Source organism: Nostoc sp., from assembly GCF_036917415.1.
GTDB lineage: Bacteria > Cyanobacteriota > Cyanobacteriia > Cyanobacteriales > Nostocaceae > Nostoc.
In genome coordinates this window covers 80,343-97,309 of record NZ_JBALDJ010000050.1, presented here as the reverse complement: position 1 = coordinate 97,309, position 16,967 = coordinate 80,343, and the positions used below count along the sequence as shown (strand labels likewise).

At 40.1% G+C, this 16,967-nt stretch carries 12 protein-coding genes; 8 read left to right on the top strand and 4 right to left on the bottom strand.

The window, feature by feature from the left end:
* Positions 1-163: 163 nt before the first annotated feature.
* The gene (locus V7K41_RS09180) at positions 164-997 is read right to left on the bottom strand and encodes a metallophosphoesterase (protein ID WP_334847420.1); all 834 of its coding nucleotides are present in this window, start codon (positions 995-997) and stop codon (positions 164-166) included.
* 203 nt (positions 998-1,200) lie between these two features.
* Complete coding sequence (locus V7K41_RS09175) at positions 1,201-2,031, bottom strand: metallophosphoesterase (protein ID WP_334847418.1); 831 nt, start codon at positions 2,029-2,031, stop codon at positions 1,201-1,203.
* A 305-nt stretch (positions 2,032-2,336) separates the two neighbouring features.
* Here V7K41_RS09175 and V7K41_RS09170 point away from each other — a divergent pair, with 305 nt between their 5' ends.
* Entirely contained in the window at positions 2,337-3,503 is a 1,167-nt protein-coding gene (locus V7K41_RS09170; protein WP_334847416.1) for a nucleotide-binding protein, read from the top strand.
* A gap of 256 nt (positions 3,504-3,759) precedes the next feature.
* On the opposite strand, the gene V7K41_RS09165 is transcribed toward V7K41_RS09170, so the two are convergent.
* Positions 3,760-4,032, bottom strand: coding sequence for a GlsB/YeaQ/YmgE family stress response membrane protein (locus V7K41_RS09165; RefSeq protein WP_094348080.1), 273 nt, complete (start codon positions 4,030-4,032; stop codon positions 3,760-3,762).
* Positions 4,033-4,491: 459 nt separating this feature from the next.
* Positions 4,492-4,767, bottom strand: a complete 276-nt coding sequence (locus V7K41_RS09160; protein ID WP_334847414.1) for a hypothetical protein — start codon at positions 4,765-4,767, stop codon at positions 4,492-4,494.
* A 229-nt stretch (positions 4,768-4,996) separates the two neighbouring features.
* Here V7K41_RS09160 and V7K41_RS09155 point away from each other — a divergent pair, with 229 nt between their 5' ends.
* The 7 genes from V7K41_RS09155 to V7K41_RS09125 all read left to right on the top strand — a co-directional run bounded on the left by V7K41_RS09155 (position 4,997) and on the right by V7K41_RS09125 (position 16,869).
* Positions 4,997-5,629 carry a bifunctional 4-hydroxy-2-oxoglutarate aldolase/2-dehydro-3-deoxy-phosphogluconate aldolase gene (locus V7K41_RS09155; protein ID WP_334847412.1) on the top strand — a complete coding sequence of 211 codons (633 nt, stop codon included), beginning with the start codon at positions 4,997-4,999 and terminating at the stop codon, positions 5,627-5,629.
* 112 nt (positions 5,630-5,741) lie between these two features.
* Positions 5,742-6,257, top strand: coding sequence for a L,D-transpeptidase (locus V7K41_RS09150; protein ID WP_334847411.1), 516 nt, complete (start codon positions 5,742-5,744; stop codon positions 6,255-6,257).
* A 640-nt stretch (positions 6,258-6,897) separates the two neighbouring features.
* On the top strand, positions 6,898-7,431 hold the full coding sequence (locus V7K41_RS09145) for a L,D-transpeptidase (protein ID WP_334847409.1): 534 nt from the start codon (positions 6,898-6,900) through the stop codon (positions 7,429-7,431).
* A gap of 274 nt (positions 7,432-7,705) precedes the next feature.
* Positions 7,706-8,269 (top strand): Uma2 family endonuclease, encoded by a 564-nt coding sequence (locus V7K41_RS09140; RefSeq protein WP_334847408.1) that lies wholly within the window; start codon positions 7,706-7,708, stop codon positions 8,267-8,269.
* A gap of 243 nt (positions 8,270-8,512) precedes the next feature.
* Positions 8,513-13,285 (top strand): nSTAND1 domain-containing NTPase, encoded by a 4,773-nt coding sequence (locus V7K41_RS09135; RefSeq protein ID WP_334847407.1) that lies wholly within the window; start codon positions 8,513-8,515, stop codon positions 13,283-13,285.
* Between the two features lie 317 nt (positions 13,286-13,602).
* On the top strand, positions 13,603-14,298 hold the full coding sequence (locus V7K41_RS09130) for a hypothetical protein (RefSeq protein ID WP_334847405.1): 696 nt from the start codon (positions 13,603-13,605) through the stop codon (positions 14,296-14,298).
* Between the two features lie 3 nt (positions 14,299-14,301).
* Positions 14,302-16,869 carry a tetratricopeptide repeat protein gene (locus tag V7K41_RS09125; protein ID WP_334847403.1) on the top strand — a complete coding sequence of 856 codons (2,568 nt, stop codon included), beginning with the start codon at positions 14,302-14,304 and terminating at the stop codon, positions 16,867-16,869.
* Positions 16,870-16,967: the final 98 nt, after the last annotated feature.

Genomic DNA, 16,967 nt, shown 5'->3' with positions numbered 1-16,967 from the left:
CAAGGAACCGCCCCAAGCTATTGAGATTTATCCATCGTAGCTTCAGGCGGTTTCTACTTTGAGTTTATGTATTTAAATTGCACTTTGACCAGTGAAGGCTGTCATTTGTCATTTGTCCTTTGTCCTTTGTTATTTATTTAGACCAATGACCAATGACTAATGACTAATGACGAATTAAAGTAATTACAGTCACTTCAGGCGGACAAAATAAACGTCCTGGTTTATAAGTTCCTAAACCACGATTAACATATAGTTGATTTTCTTTTACCTTGTGAAACCCTTGCGCCCATTCCCAATATCGGACTACTTTCGAGCAGTCTCCTAAGAAAAATGTTACCCAACGCCGCAATTTTTTGGGAATTTGTTTGAGGAGCTTTTTATAATAAAGTACTACAGGGCCAATGCCCGGAATGACGATGTGACCACCGTGGGTATGACCAGATAGTTGCAAATCTACGCGCCATTGTTGCAATATCTTGGCTGTATCTGGGTTATGAGATAAAACGATGCGCGGTGTAAGCGAGTCTAGTTGATTCATGACTGGTGCGGGGTAAAATTCTCGTGACCAATAATCAGCTAGTCCTACCAATGGTAATTCTTTTCCTAATGGATAGGCGATTTCATTCCAAAGTACATGCACCCCAATGCTAGTTAACGCCTGTGTAACTTCTGCTTTGGAGTGGCTGTAATAGATATCGTGGTTCCCAAGTACGGCGTAGATACCATAGCGACTTTGCAGATGTTTGAGTCGAAGCACCAATTGGTGAATTGGTGTAGGATCGTCAGTTACGTAATCACCAGTTAATAGAATTAAATCTGGTTCAGCTTTATTAGTAAGTGCGATCGCTTTTTCTAACATCTCTTCCGACAGCCGCAAACCATCATAGTGAAAATCTGACAACTGCACTAACGTTGTACCTTGTAAAGATGCAGGAAGTTCCGCAATCTTAACCGTTATTTTATCTACTCTTAAATGTCCTGTAAACAACCAATGCATAAGTCAACCGATACTCCTCATACCAGCGCTTATAGCTTACCAAAAATCAAAATGTAACTTGATAAAATGCAATAATTTATGTCATCTATTTCAGATACAATTAATTTATTGATTGATTTAAATTATGTGATGAAAGTAAGCAGGTTCTGATTAGCCAGAATACCTGCTGTAATTGCGCTTTTTTAGTTTGAATTTGGAATTACCTACTCACCTTGTAGGGTGATTATAGTAACTTCTGGGCGGCAAAATAAGCGTCCTGGGAGGTAAGTTCCTAAACCACGATTGACATATAGCTGATTTTTATTTAGCCGATGGAAACCCTGCACCCATTCCCAATGTTTGACTACAGAAACATTTACTTCCAAAAATGGGAATCGACGCCGCACTTTTCTCGGTATTTTTTCTACAAGCTTTTCGTAAAACAACGCAGCAGGGCCAATTCCGGGAATCACTATTTGACCACCGTGAGTATGACCAGATAATTGTAAATCAACTCGCCATGCTTGTAATATCTCCGCAGTATCTGGGTTATGGGATAAAACGATGCAGGGTGTGTCGGAGTTTAGCTGGTTCATAACTGATGCGGGGTGGAATTCCCGTGACCAATAATCAGCTAGTCCAACAAGTGGCAATTCTTTTCCTAGTGGATAGGCAATTTCGTTCCAAAGGACGTGAATTCCAATGCTAGTAAGGGCTTCTGTAACTTCGGCTTTTGCCTGTTTGTAATAAATATCGTGATTGCCAAGAATAGCATAGATACCACTGCGACTTTGCAGATTTTTGAGTCGAAGTACCAGTTGGTGAATTGGCGTCGGTTCGTCAGTTACGTAGTCACCAGTTAATAAAATTAAATCTGGTTCAGCTTCATTAGTAGCTGCGATCGCTTTTGAAAGCATATCTTCCGACAGCCGCAAACCATCGTAATGAAAATCTGACAACTGCACCAGCTTCTTACCTTGTAACGATGCAGGCAATCCTGCAATGTTAACCGTCAATTTCTCTATACTCAACGGTCCAGATAACAACCAATGCATAAGACGTTCAATAAAGCTCAATCATAGCGCTTACAGCTTAACTGAACATTATCGGTTTGTGTACAGCGACCAATGCAATTTATTGAAAATTTCATGAAAGCTGTAGGTTTTAGCGTATTTATACTTTTTTAAATCAGACGTAGCTTTGCTGTTAATTTACGTCAGGGTATGGTGCATTTCTTTGAAAGGCGAGGGATAGTGATTCAATGTTATGTCTATAAATCAACTATACGGTCAAGGTTTATTTGTGTAGAGTATACTGTGTTACATACTACCACATTGAACCAAAACACTTAAAACTGTTTATGTCATCACCATTAGAGCCACAATTTATCCAGGATTTTACCCACTTTGAGCAGCACGTAGCAAAACTGATCCATAAAGCAGATTGGACTGTTGAAACTGCAAAGACCAACCAACCTGGCTATGATCTAGTAGTTAAAAAAGGAAACTTAGTTGGTGTTGTTCAGGTTAAATGGCTAAAAGGTAACGTCACAACGCCGCAGCTTTTAAAGTTTGCTGACTTTTTAGATTCTGACGAAGGCAAAAAATTTAATTTTGGTTGGTTCATAACCACAAAAGGATTTGGCGGCCCAGCATTGGCATTAATGAGAACCTGGGGTAAAGATACTAAAATTCGCTGTGGGATTGCCCATGAAAATAAGCTGGTTGGGATTGATGGTGATTCCGTCATTGGGGGCAGAGGTAATCCTGAAACTCCCGAAGAAACTACGTCAAAAAAAGTTTATTTTGGAGTTTTTACCTGTAAAGGTGGAGTAGGAAAAACAACTGTAGCAGGTCATTTAGCAGGAGCATTAGCGCTGCAAGGATTTAATGTAGCACTTGTGGACTTAGACCCAGAACAAAATCTGCAAAAATTAGTAGGTGATGGGATTTTTGTTCCCAATCCTAAAGGGGTAGGTACAACTATTCAAGTTTTTGATGGAAAGGATTGGGATGAAGATTCTGCCCGTGACTGTCAAATAGTAATTTGCGATTGCTCACCAGCACTAGAACGTAATCCAAAAAAGCTAGTTGAGCGATTAGATTATTGTATTATCCCAACAACCTTTAATCCACTGGGAATAAGCAAACATGGCAAAGTTATTCAAGAAACTGTCAGAGAAATACGTGAAATCAATAATGTAGCTCATTTATTTGTACTAGTTAACAATTTTAAAGATCCTGGCATTAAGCGTTTAAGGCTTTTAAAAGAAGTCTATTCTAATGCTTATAAAGAAATTAGCAAAAAAGATAAGAAGTTTCATTGTATTGATCCAGGAGAAGTTTGTATTCGCGCTAGCGACTTACTTTACTACTGGGGTATACATATACTCGAAAACCCAGAAAATCCTGCCAGTAGATTAGCTTTTGATCTAGTTGGCGGAAGATGCTACCCGCGTGAAGATTTTATCAACTTAGCAGATTACATTGAAAGAGAAGCTGGCATAGGAATTCTTAGAGTTAACTAAGACTTTAAGAAAAATTTACACTTAGCGATCGCTAATCTTCTTATAGAATTTTTAGCAATACCTGTGCTAAATTAAGTGGATTTTCTTAATTTTAAACACCCTACTCAGGCTAATTTTGATATTTATTGCCAAATAATCAAAAAAATAACGCCTACCTATAGTTTAATTATGGCGGCGCTATTTTTTTAATTTAATTCACAGTTAAAAATAGTTAAATGAATCTGCTAAATCTTTGTGATTGATTCACTGCGATTTTTTATACAGCACTGCGGTTGGTTAATAAATTCCACAAGAAAACTGCGACAATTGCACCAAGAACTGCTACCGCAATACCTGGAATGCTGAGACTAGGAGCTGCTAGAGATAAAGTTCCCGTACTGAAAAATACACCTAAACTACCGCCAACAAAAGCACCGATGATTCCTAGCACAATTGTTCCTAAAATTCCGCCACCTTGATGACCAGGGTAGATAGCTTTTGCGATCGCACCAGCAATTAGACCTAAAACAATCCAAGCAAGAATATTCATTGTCGTTAAGTTGGTAAACGTTTTTGACTTACAAATATATATTAACGATCTTCGTTTCTAACTTAATCTACCATCAGAATTAATTATGAATATCCATTAGGAATAGTTTAATTGCTACTAGATTTTTTAACATATTGCAGCTACCATTCTGGTTAGACAAGTCGGCTATGGGTAGGTGTGACAGCCGTTTTATTAGGATTTGCCAATATCTTCAGCTGTCTAACCACTGCCAAATGACCCATTTGAGGTAGATAGTCAATTAAAAAAAAGCTCCTAGTAGGTCTTTAACTAGGGGCTTATACAAACTATTGCTTGGTAATTGCAGTATATGCATTTTTAATTAGCTCTCTCCTCTACTAGAAGAATTAAGCTGAGTTTTTAGAGACTGTCTCTAAAGTAATGTAAAGGAAGCAAAATCAGGCGATTGAGACGATCGCCTATTCTTTTGCAACTTCATGTCTAGTTTTTAATTTTTAATTGCTCACGATCGCTACCAATGACTTGATGGCTGAGAAATGGGAACAGTCTGCGGTAATACCAATGCATACTTAGAAAAATCAGACTTACTAAGGTTAGCAGCATAACGCCCAGAATCGTTGTATATGCCTTAGTGCGCCACCAAAAGTCATTTGCACCCAGTCGCACAAGCTTCCATAAGTTAGTTATATCGGCCCTTTCAGAATCGTGAATGGTGATTGGTAAGGATGCTGCTATGTTTTGTCGTGCAATTGTCATTTTAACTACTCCTTTAGACTCAAATGCTCAGGCATTTAATTTTAAAATACGTAAATACGATAGATTTACCGTTATTTTATGTAATATCTCATAGCTTGATGTAAGAAGCAAGTTTTAAGGGGATTGGGAATAGGGCATTGGGCATTAGTATTAAAAATTAGGTATTTACTAGATTGAAAACTATTCTCTAGTCCCAATTCCTACTCCCAGTCCCCAATCCCTAGTCAAAATGCCTAATCAAATTTGGTTATCACAGTTGGAAAAACACCGAGCGATCGCAGTTATCCGTGCTCCTCAAATCGAAGTGGGACAACAAATGGCAATGGCTGTAGCATCTGGGGGAATGCAGCTAATTGAGATTACTTGGAATAGCGATCGCGCTGGGGAATTAATCAGTCAACTACGTTCGGAATTACCGGCCTGTATTATTGGCACTGGTACGCTATTCAATTTGCAGCAGCTACAAGATGCGATCGCATCTGGGGCGCAATTCCTCTTCACACCCCACGTCGATTCGGCAATGATTCAAGCAGCACAAGAAAAAAATGTGCCTATCATACCAGGAGCGCTGACTCCTACAGAAATTGTTACCGCCTGGAGTCAGGGTGCTAGTTGTGTAAAAGTGTTTCCCGTGCAGGCAGTGGGAGGAACTAACTATATCAAAAGTTTGCAAGGGCCGCTGGGTGAGATTCCTTTAATTCCTACTGGCGGCGTGACTCTAGAAAATGCCAAAGAATTTTTGCAAGCTGGAGCGATCGCTGTCGGTTTGAGCGGAGAATTATTTCCCCAAAAGCTTGTCATAGAGGAAAATTGGTCAGCGATCGCAACTCAGGCAAAAAACCTAATGCAACAGTTAGGTTAACTTAGAATCAAATCATCAAAATTCACGTCTATTAAAGTAATAGATAGGGAAATAAAGGTGAAAACCGATAGGTTTCTCTAGACCCCATGATTTGAGTGTGAGTGTATCTAAAATGAAAAGACAAATTTCTCCTGACTGGGTGCGTCGCTTACAAATAATCCTCACTGGTACAGCACTCTCCTTAAGTGTTTTTACTACTACTGGAACCAGTGAAGTTTGGGCGAATTCCAAAAATCAAGTGATTGCACAAAAAATCCAGACATTACAACAATCAAATCAGCGCTGGATTCAAATTGATCTTTCAAAGCAAAGATTAATAGCTTGGCAAGGTGACAAAGTTGTTTATGGAAGTGCTATTTCCTCTGGCAAAAAAGCTACTCCTACTCTTGTCGGTACTTTTAAGGTTCAATCCAAGTTTAAAACTACGCGGATGCAGGGAGAAAACTATAATGTTCCCAACGTTCCTTATGCAATGTTTTACCAAGGTAATTACGCTATTCACGGAGCTTACTGGCATAAGAGATTTGGTACTCCAGTGAGCCACGGCTGTGTGAATATCGCACCTAAACATGCAAAATGGCTATTTGAGTGGGCATCGGTAGGGACACCAATAGTCATTCATAAATGATAATTGAAGCAGCTAAAAAGCAATTTAGGTAAAATTATAAATAACAACAAATCAAGACAATTAAGTGATTCCCAGCATAAAATATTGCTGGGAATCTTCGGAGTCGGAATTACTGAATTTGAAATAAAATATAGAAAAGGGCATTTAACAAGTTGCCCGAAAAATAAGCGGAAATCCTGACAATTACTATATGAAATTAAAAATGCAAATATGAATTCGGGGAAAGTTTGCATTTAGGCATTTAAATGACAGATTTTTGTCAAAATTGTCCTTTGTAATTAGTCATTAGTCATTAGTCACTAGTTAGAACTCAATACTGTTCAGTTCAATTAAGCCCAAAATCCTTGGTAGAGAAACCTTAGCGCAGCAGGGCGTTCGCGATAGCGTCTCGTAGAGAAGCTTAGTCCAATTTCGTGTCTCTACAGGTCTAAAATCAGTACCAAAAATCTTTAACCCAAGTGTATTGAGTTAGGACTGATCGTTTAACCAAGGACAAATGACAAATGACAAATGACAAATTGCATTAGCGGATGAATTGCGTAAATCCTCCACAGAAAGCAAGTAGTCGATCTGGAAATTTGTAGTTTTCCAGAAAATTACTTCACTTGATGATTTTGCGTAGTTTAGAAGATGAGGCATAATGCAAACTTGGATTCGCCGTGGTGGGATTCGTTCTTCAGGAACTTTTTGTACAGGTGTAGCGCTGATGGTGGTGACTTTATTCTCTTGGTCATCACCGCTAACAGGTATACCCAATTCGACTACAGCAGCAGCCACGTCAGTCGATGATAACACCATCACTCTATCTAATAATATTAGCCAACCTCGCTGGATTGAAATTGATTTGTCAGAGCAACGTTTACGTGCATGGGAAGGTAATAAACTTGTTCATTCATACCGCATTTCTGGAGGTAAGCGATCAACTCCCACACCCATAGGTAGATTTCGGATTAATTCTAAGTATCGTACTCACCGGATGCGAGGCAGAGGCTACAACATTCCTGACGTTCCTTACACAATGTATTTCTACAGAGGGTATGCCATTCACGGCGCTTATTGGCATAACCGTTTTGGGACTCCAGTCAGTCACGGTTGCGTAAATTTACCTGTTAAGCAAGCTCGTAATCTTTACAACTGGGCTTCAACAGGAACTTTAGTAGTGGTGCGGAAATAATCGGTAATTCGTAATCAATATCTGCAATTTTTCCTTTGATGTATAGACGGGTGCGTTCGCAAAGTTAAGCACCTGTCTATCGCAGTCCTAAATCATTTGTGAAATATTTTTGGAGTTGGCTGTCATTAGTCATTAGTCATTAGTCATTTATGATTACAAAGGACAAATGACTTATGACCAAGGACGACCATAACAAAAATTTTCACAATCTCATTTAGGATTGCTATATACATATTGCTAGACTAAAAACACATTTTTGAGGGATTCAGGAGCAATGAGCGTCATAATTACTCAACCTCTCACATTGGAAGAGTTTCTGAAGCTCCCAGAAACAAAGCCTGCGAGTGAATATCTTAACGGAGAGATTATTCAAAAGCCAATGCCAAAAGGGAGACACAGCCGCTTACAAGGTAAACTCTGTGCTGTTATCAATGAAGTTACAGAGAATCAGAAGATTGCCTATGGGTTTCCCGAATTACGGTGTGGCTTTGAGGAGCGCTCAATTGTACCTGATATAGCTGTATTTCAGTGGAGACGCATACCGTTCACCGTTGACGATCGAGTACCTGATAATTTTGAACTTCCACCAGACTGGACGATTGAGATTCTCTCACCAGAACAAAAACCCAACAAAGTAATTGGAAACATTCTTCACTGTCTGAAGTATGGTAGTCGTCTGGGATGGTTTCTTGACCCTGACGATGTAAGTATTTTGGTATTTCTACCAGAGCAGCAGCCAGTGCTACTCCAGGGAGAAGATTTTTTGCCTGTATTACCAGAAATTGAACTTGCACTAACCGTCAACCAAGTTTTTGGATGGTTAAAGATGGGCAAATAAAAATAACTCGGCTGGATAATTCTGAGCACGTAGGCATAGCCCGTCGTAGACATCGCTGTTGAGGAAATATTTTCTGGTCTAGCATTGAACCTTGATAATAACAACTTGAGCAATTATAACGACAGCTAAAGCTGTGGTAACGAAAACTTAAGCGTTACTTATGACACTTTCGCTTCCTAAATTTTGTGGGATTATTAATAACTAATTAAGACACCTTGGTAAATTAATTTCAAGTGGTGGTTTATGGAAGTATGGGTAAATTTGCAATTTGGCGATGGTGATTTTGAGCAGGGATTTAGTAAAATCAAACTTCAGATAGATGCTTTTTCTACTCAAAGTGATGTTACGCAATTAGAAACCCAATTACCTCCAGCCGAAGAAATTCCAAATAGCTATGAACGTTGGAAAAAAATCTATAACTTGTTAGTTCAACCTGACAGCAGAGGTTTTAAAAGTAACCAAGTTACAAATGTATCCGCAGATATCTGTTCTGAATATGCTAAGTCTTTACGTGAAAAACTAAATCAATGGCTACTGCCAATTAAGTTACATTTAGAACCAGCAATTACCTCAAATAGTAATATTGATATTCGTTTAATTGTCAATACGCACGGAGTTACATCAGAAGCTACAAAGAATATTCTACATCGCATACCTTGGCAGGAATGTTATTTATTTGGGCAACATTCTTCCTCGGAAGTAGCGCTTTCTTTTAAAGATTACCTGCAAAAAACGCCTGTATATACAAATAAATTAAAGTTTGAAATTTTCCGAAGAATTAAAATTATCAGTATTTTTGGAGATAGTAAAGACCTAGATACAGAAACCGATGAAAAATTAATTATACAGCTAGAAAAGCGAGGCGCAGAAATTATTTCTTTGAAAGAACCAAAGCGTGAGTCACTTCAAAAACTTTGGGACGAGCCTTGTGATATTTTGTTTTTTGCGGGACACAGCGAATCTCAAGAGCATGGTAAAAAAGGTATAATTGACCTGAATCCCAATGAAAGTTTAGATTTAGAAGAAATTCCGCAAACTTTAAAATCAGCAATTAGTAAAGGTTTAAAATTAGCCATTTTTAATTCCTGTGATGGTTTGGGTTTAGCACAACGATTGGCAGATTTAAATTTACCTTACGTCATAGTTTGGCGGGAACCAGTACCGGATAAAATCGCGCACAAGTTTCTCAACTTTTTTCTTTCTTCTTACGCTGGTGGAGATTCTTTATTTACTGCTGTTTTTAAAGCAAGGGGTAAATTACAAGAACTGACAGGAAAGTCTGAAGGAGAAAAGCCCCTATCAGGAGTGAGTTGGTTACCGATTATTTGCAAGAATACATTAGAACTTCCTCCTAGTTGGGAAGATTTGGGTGGATTATCTGGTAAGTTACCTGACTGTCCTTATCAGGGTTTGTCAGCGTTTGGGGAAGAAGAGACAGATTTTTTCTTCGGTCGAGAGAAGTTTGTTGATAAGTTGGTAGCAGCAGTTCAAAGTAAATCTTTGGTTCCTGTGGTTGGTGCATCTGGGAGTGGGAAGTCCTCTGTGGTGTTTGCGGGGTTGGTTCCTCGTTTACGAAAAGTTGGGAATGTGGAGATTATTTCTTTTCGTCCGGGGAATAATCCTCTTGGGAATTTAGCCATAGCATTAAATCATCATTGTCATTCCCCAGCACCACTACAAGGAGAAAATTCAACAGATATACAACGCAGATTAGACCAAATGGTTTTAGAGGTAGACTTGCGGCATGATGAGACAAAGTTAGCCCAGTTTAGAAATGATATTATCACCTCACACGGAATTACCCCACCCCCTAACCCCCTAAGAGCAAGCGAGGAGGGAGAGGGTTCTTTTCATCTTTTAGAGACTTCCAACAATAGCTTACCTTCTACCTTTAACCCCCTCCCTGCTTGCGGGGAGGAGGATGGGGGGTGGGGTGGTAAACATTTAGTACTTATCGCCGACCAATTTGAAGAACTCTACACCCTCGCACCGCCAGAGGAACGCCAGCCTTTTTTAAATGCATTAATCTACGCTATCAACCACGCTCTTAGATTTACCTTGGTTCTGACGCTGCGGGCAGATTTTTATGGCTATGCTTTATCTTACCGTCCTTTTAGCGATGCTTTGCAGCTAGGAATTTATAATCTTGGCCCCATGAACCGGGAGGAGTTGCGTAGGTCGGTTGAAAAACCAGCACAAAAAATGAAGATTGTACTTGAGGAAGGGTTAACTGACACTTTAATCAGAGATTTGGGTAATGAATCGGAACGTTTACCTTTACTTGAGTTTACCCTGATGCAGCTTTGGCAGAAACCGAGAAAATGGTTTCTCACCCACGAAGCTTATCAAGAAATTGGTGGTTTAGAGAAGGCTTTGGCTAACTACGCCGATACGGTGTTAGATAAGCTGAGTGAGGTTGATAGAAAACGGGCGGAAAAAATATTTATTCAGTTAGTGTGTCCTGGGGAAGGTACGGAGGATACCCGACGTGTGGCGACTCGAAAAGAGGTAGGAGAAGCAAATTGGGATTTGGTGCAACAATTAGCTGATGCGCGTTTGCTGGTGACTGGTTGTGATGAGACTAGCGAAAACAAGGAAGAGACGGTAGAGATAATTCACGAAGCGTTAATTAGGGAATGGGGAACTTTTCGCCAGTGGATTCAAGATAACCGGGAGTTTCGTACTTGGCAAGAAAGATTAAAACCAAATGTCCGAGAATGGCAAGATCATCAGTACGACTCTGGGAGATTATTGCAAGAAAAGCCGTTAAGTGTTGCACTCAAATGGTACATCGAACGCACAGATGAACTAACACTCCAAGAAAAAGAGTTTATTCAAGCTAGTGCAGAAAAGCAAAATAAGCAAGAAAGGGAAAAAAAGCGCAGAAATCAATTCACTATTTTGGGTCTAACTGCTGGTTTGGTGGTAACTTCCATGCTAGCTGGTGCAGCTTGGCAGCAATGGCAGAATTCAGCAAAAAGTGAAATCAAAGCGATTAGTGAATCCTCAGCAGCGCTGTTTGCTTCAAATCAAAAGTTGGACGCGCTTAGAGAAGCAATTACGGCGAGACGAAAACTGCAAAAGTTAGTAGGGGTAGACGCGGACACCCAGCATCAGGTTGAATTGGTGCTGCGGCGGGCAGTTTATGGGGCGGTTGAGTATAATCGTTTGGAAGGACATAAAGGTGAAGTTAAGAGCGCAGTTTTCAGCCCAGATGGTAATATGCTCGCCTCGACGAGTAACGATAAAACCGTCAAACTTTGGAAGCGTGACGGCACGTTGCTGAAAACTCTGAAAGGGCATCATGCTGGGGTTTCAGATGTTGCAATTAGCCCCGACGGTCAAACTCTAGCTTCCGCGAGTGAAGATAACACGATCAAACTCTGGAAGCGCGACGGCACGTTGCTGAAAACTCTAGAGGGGCATCAAGCTCGCGTTTCGGGAGTTGCTTTCAGCCCTGACGGTCAAACGCTCGCTTCCGCGAGTGATGATTGGACGGTCAAACTTTGGAGAGTGTCGCATAATAAGATACCTGTCTTATTGACTACCCTCAAGGGACATGAAAATTCGGTTAATGCAGTTGCTTTTAGCCCCGACGGGAATACTATCGCCTCGGCTAGTGCAGACAAGACCGTCAAACTATGGAAGCGGGACGGCACGTTCTTGACCACGATCGCTCGGCATAAAGATACAGTTTGGGATGTTGCAATAAGCCCCGATGGAAACACAATTATCTCGGCGAGTGGAGACAAAACTGTCAAGCTCTGGAATAAGGAGGGCAAGTTGCTGAAAACTTTAGAGGGTCATCAAGCTGGCGTTTCGAGCGTTGCAATAAGCCCTGACGGTAATACTATAGCTTCCGCAAGTTGGGACAACACTGTCAAGCTCTGGAACAAAGATGGCACCTTATTGACTACGCTTAATGGACATAGCAATAGGGTTTGGAAAGTCACTTTTAGCCCTGACAGCAAGATTTTAGCCTCGGCAAGTGCAGATGAAACAATCAAATTCTGGAAACTAGACAGTGAATTGGTAACTACCCTTCAAGGTCATAGCGCTGCGGTTATCGGAGTTGCCATCAGCCCTGATGGTAAGACGGTTGCTTCGGCGAGTGATGATGGAACCGTCAAACTCTGGACTCAGGATAGCACGTTACCCGTTACGCTTGATCGTAAAGCAGCAGTTTACCGAGTAGCTTTCAGTCCTGACAGCAACACTATGGCGTCGGTGGGCTTGGACACAACGGTCAAACTGTGGAACAAAAACGGTACACTGAATACTCTTAAAGGACACAAAAATAAGATTTGGGGAGTTGCTTTTAGCCCCGACGGGAACACTATCGCCTCGGCGGGTGAGGACACAACGGTCAAACTGTGGAACAAAAACGGCACCTTACTGAATACTCTTAAGGGGCATCAAGAGCCGATTTGGGATGTTGCAATAAGCCCTGACGGCAATACAATCGCCTCAGCGAGTGGAGACATGACAGTCAAGCTCTGGAAGCGAGACGGCACTGAACTTACGACTCTTAAGGGGCACTCAGCTGGGATTTGGGGAGTAGCTTTTAGTCCTGATGGCAATACAATCGCTTCAGCTAGTGAAGATAAGACGGTCAAACTCTGGAAGCGCGACGGCACTTTGCTAACCACTCTTAAGGGACATAAATCTGTAGTCTTTGGAGTGGCTTTCAGCCCTGATGGTAAGATTCTAGCTTCAGCGAGTGCAGACAAAACCATCAAACTGTGGACGATGGAGACAGGCAAGTTACCTGTTTTACTGGCTACTCTCAATGGGCATAGCAATAAAGTTTGGAGAGTTGCTTTCAGTCCTGACGGCAAAAAGCTCGCCTCAGCGAGTGACGACAAGACAGTGATTCTGTGGAATTTGGATCGAGTTGTCGATTTAAATAAGGTACTAGCGTATGGTTGCGACTGGGCGCGAGATTATCTGAAAACTAATCGCAATGTGAGTAAAAGCGATCGCACTTTGTGTAAAGGTATCGGCACTCAAAAGTGAACTACCCGTGCCATACCTGTTGACCACAGTGTGGTCTTTTCTTCAGGAGGTAATTGGTGGTAAGCTTAATTGCTTGTGAAAATCTAGGTCATACTTGGCTTTTGCCAATTATCATAATAATAATTGTAAATTTTCCTTTTGACAGCTAGGCAAAGGTTGCAACGTCAATTTCCTCTAAAGCAGTGGAAATTGCAGATTTATCAGGTTGCTTCTATTAATAATCAAAACTCAATAAATTTTTGCAGTTAAGGATTTTAATTTTACCAGTATCTCAACATAGATTCAGTGTTTATTCTAGGAACTAGGAAATGAAACCTATGAAATCACTTGGTTTTTACGAGAAGAGATTACAAGATTTAGAAAATAATATTACTGAAGACCAGAAACTACTTAAGCAATACGAGGATGTGCTGCGCTATGAAAGTGACCCTCGCGCTATAGGTAGGTGTGAAAGAGAAATTGAGCGGCAGCGAGAGTCTGTTACTCACTATCAGCAGGAGTATGACGAGCTAAAGCAGGAATTAATAGACTATCAGCCAACCCAATTGCTGTATGTGGAAAGGCAATTACAGCAAATGGATGACAAAATAAACGTTTTGCTAAAAGGGCAGATTGCAATTTATAAAAATCAGCACCAAATGCGTCAAGCGCTCTTGGAACGCTACAACGCTTCCGAAAAAGCTATTATTGGCTCTATTACTCAACAACTCAATCAGACGCAATTAGTTCTGACTGAAAACTTACTACAAGCACTAGATAACAATATGGTTTCGGAACCAGAAATGCAGCAGATGCTGGCAGTTCTAGAGGAGCGGCTGCCTTCTTTACCTCCTTCTCAGGCAGCTATTGCTAAAATTATTAAAGACCCGGAAATGAATGCTAGACACAAATTAAAAGTCACGCTGCCCATTATTCCTATGCTTGTGGAATACGAAGGAGAGTTGGAATTGGGAAGCGAGTTCAACATTAAGTCAGCTTGGCAGCAATTGGTGACTAAGCTACGAAGGAGGTAAGGATTGAACCTGCGTCAGCACCACAAGGAACAGCAAAAAGAAGATTACAACTTGCTCAAGAAGCTAGAAGATAAGCTACGCTTTGAAAATGACCCACGTGAGCAAGGCAAATTAAAAGGAGAGATTGAAGAAATCGAGCAAAAAATCGGTGAGCGTGAGAAAAAACTAAATTCTATTGAAACTGATGAACAGCAACAAGCAACATTAAAGATCCCAGAAAATATTCCCAATAGTAGTAGCGATAAATATTTCTGTGGACGGGAGGAGGAACTGGAAAAACTACATCAGCATTTACAAGATAAAAATATAGTTGCTATTACTGGTATGGGTGGAGTTGGCAAAACAGAACTAGCAATTCAATATGCCAACCGTCATTTGAAGGAGCAGAGCTGCTATCGAGGTGGGATTTGCTGGGTTCACGTGGAGGAAGACGAAAACCAGGAAGACCCTAATCTGGGATTTGAAGAAGTGCTAAGCTTTGCTAAAGTCGATTTAAACTTGCAGCTACCACTAGATTATTCGGATTTAAAGAGTCAAAAGAGTCAGATTAAATATTGTTGGAAGCACTGGCCAGAAGGCGATGTGCTTTTAGTGGTGGATAATGTTACGCAGACGAATTTTCGGGAAATATTCAAACATTATCTACCGCCCCCCAAGGATCCACGCTTTAAGGTGCTAATCACCACACGGGACAAGTTAGGTTCACCTACTGTACCGCTGGACTTGCATGAGCTGTCCCAAGAAGCAGGGTTGGATATGTTGAAGTCGCTAGTGGGAGATGAAAGAGTAAAAGCGGAGTTAGGAATTGCTAAAGAACTTTGTGAGTGGCTAGGTAATTTGCCTTTAGGGTTGGAGTTAGTAGGACGCTATTTGGATACAGAAAAAAGTTTAAAAATAACAGAAATACTAGGCAGTTTAAAAGTAAAAGATAATAAGCCTCTGAACAATCCAGCTTTGCTAGGGAAGGAAGATCCGGCGATGACCGCTGATAAAAATGTTGTTGATGCTTTTGAGTTAAGTTGGAAACGTTTGGATGAAAATCAACAATTTTTAGGGTGTCTACTAAGTTTGTTTTCCTCCTCTCCTATTCCCTGGTTATTAGTAGAAAGCGCAGGAAAAGTTAAAGAATCAAAGAGTTTAATGGAAGCCAGACATACTCTAGTGAAATTAAGTTTAATTAAGGAATTAAAAAGTGCTCAGAATAGTGCTCCAAAGGCTTATCAACTGCATCCACTGATTCGAGAATTTTTTAAAGATAAGCTGGAATCACTAAAGATAGAGGTAAAAGAAGAGTACAAGCACAATTTTTGTCAAGCGATAGCAGAAGTAGCTAGAGAAATTCCCCAGAGACTTACTATTAAAAAAATCTCAGAAATTGAACTCACCATTCCGCATATAAAAGAGGCAACCGAAGATGCTTTGAAGAAATATCTGAATGATGAGGATATAATCCAACCTTTCATTGGTCTGGGAAGATTTAATGAAGGTCAGGGATTGTATTCTGAAGCAGAAGATTGGTACAAAAAATGCCTTTCAATCACTGAAGAACGCTTGAAAGAGGTGTATTCTGACGTAGTTAAAAGTCAAGTAGTTAAAAGTCAAAATGCCCTGGCATATTTATACTTCTTGCTAAAACGCGATAAGGATGCTAAATCTTTATATCGCGAAGCTTTAAAGATTGGAAAAAAACTCCTAAAACAGAAGCTTTCTGATAAACAAAACGCTCTTGATGTAGCCCAAAGTCAGGCTAATTTGGGTTATCTCTACTCCTTGCAAAAGCGCTATTGGAGAGCGAAGCCCCTGCTTGAGAGCGCACTAAAAATCAGACAGAAATATCTAGAAAAAAACTCAGATATTGTAATAAGTTTAAGCCGCTTAGCATTTTGGTATCGTGTGCAAAAGTGCTTTGCTAAGGCTCAAGAGCTATATGAAAAAGCGTTGCAGATGACTCAAGACCTCCCAGAAGATGAGAAGTCACCTATTTTAGCCGAAATTTACAATAATTTAGCTATGAATTACCTTGCAAAGAAAGACTATAACGAGGCTGAAGGTTTTTATCTTAAAGCGTTGACGCTGAATAAAGAATTACATGGAGACAACCATTTAGGTGCAGCTACTATTTTGAGTGCCTTAGCTAAGCTCTATGATGACAAGAAATGTTATGAAAAGGCTGAAGAACATTATCTCAATGCCTTAGATATCATAAAGAAACTACTAGGAGAGCACTTAGATATGGTGGAAATTTTGATAAAACTGGGTTACTTCTTTTATAATCAAAAACGCAATTCAGAGGCTAAATCTTGGTTTTACAAAACATTAAAGATGATCAAACATCTGATTGACGTTCGAGAGCCATCTGCATCTCATAATAAAGATAAATTGGTTCAATGGATAGACGAGATTTTGTGTACATTGGAAGACTTAGTAGATGAAAGTAAAGATCAATATATAGTTTGTCAAAGGGAAAAGATAGCCGAATTTGACAAAAAGGAAACGCTTTATTTAGTGAGAATATCTAATGAAATAATCGCTCCTGTCTTAAAACAGCTGGATTTTGATAGTGAAATTTAAGAGTTCAATAAGAAAAAGAGTGCCTAAATAGAGCCTCTATTTTTATAGGCTAAAGGGATTGATAAATCCTGGCAGAGGCAAATCTTCTTGCCAGGATC

Coding starts and splice junctions, on each gene's coding strand:
- V7K41_RS09180 (WP_334847420.1), bottom strand. CDS start 997: ATGCATTGGTTGTTTACAGGACATTTAAGAGTAGATAAAATAACGGTT.
- V7K41_RS09175 (WP_334847418.1), bottom strand. CDS start 2,031: ATGCATTGGTTGTTATCTGGACCGTTGAGTATAGAGAAATTGACGGTT.
- V7K41_RS09170 (WP_334847416.1), top strand. CDS start 2,337: ATGTCATCACCATTAGAGCCACAATTTATCCAGGATTTTACCCACTTT.
- V7K41_RS09165 (WP_094348080.1), bottom strand. CDS start 4,032: ATGAATATTCTTGCTTGGATTGTTTTAGGTCTAATTGCTGGTGCGATC.
- V7K41_RS09160 (WP_334847414.1), bottom strand. CDS start 4,767: ATGACAATTGCACGACAAAACATAGCAGCATCCTTACCAATCACCATT.
- V7K41_RS09155 (WP_334847412.1), top strand. CDS start 4,997: ATGCCTAATCAAATTTGGTTATCACAGTTGGAAAAACACCGAGCGATC.
- V7K41_RS09150 (WP_334847411.1), top strand. CDS start 5,742: ATGAAAAGACAAATTTCTCCTGACTGGGTGCGTCGCTTACAAATAATC.
- V7K41_RS09145 (WP_334847409.1), top strand. CDS start 6,898: ATGCAAACTTGGATTCGCCGTGGTGGGATTCGTTCTTCAGGAACTTTT.
- V7K41_RS09140 (WP_334847408.1), top strand. CDS start 7,706: ATGAGCGTCATAATTACTCAACCTCTCACATTGGAAGAGTTTCTGAAG.
- V7K41_RS09135 (WP_334847407.1), top strand. CDS start 8,513: ATGGAAGTATGGGTAAATTTGCAATTTGGCGATGGTGATTTTGAGCAG.
- V7K41_RS09130 (WP_334847405.1), top strand. CDS start 13,603: ATGAAATCACTTGGTTTTTACGAGAAGAGATTACAAGATTTAGAAAAT.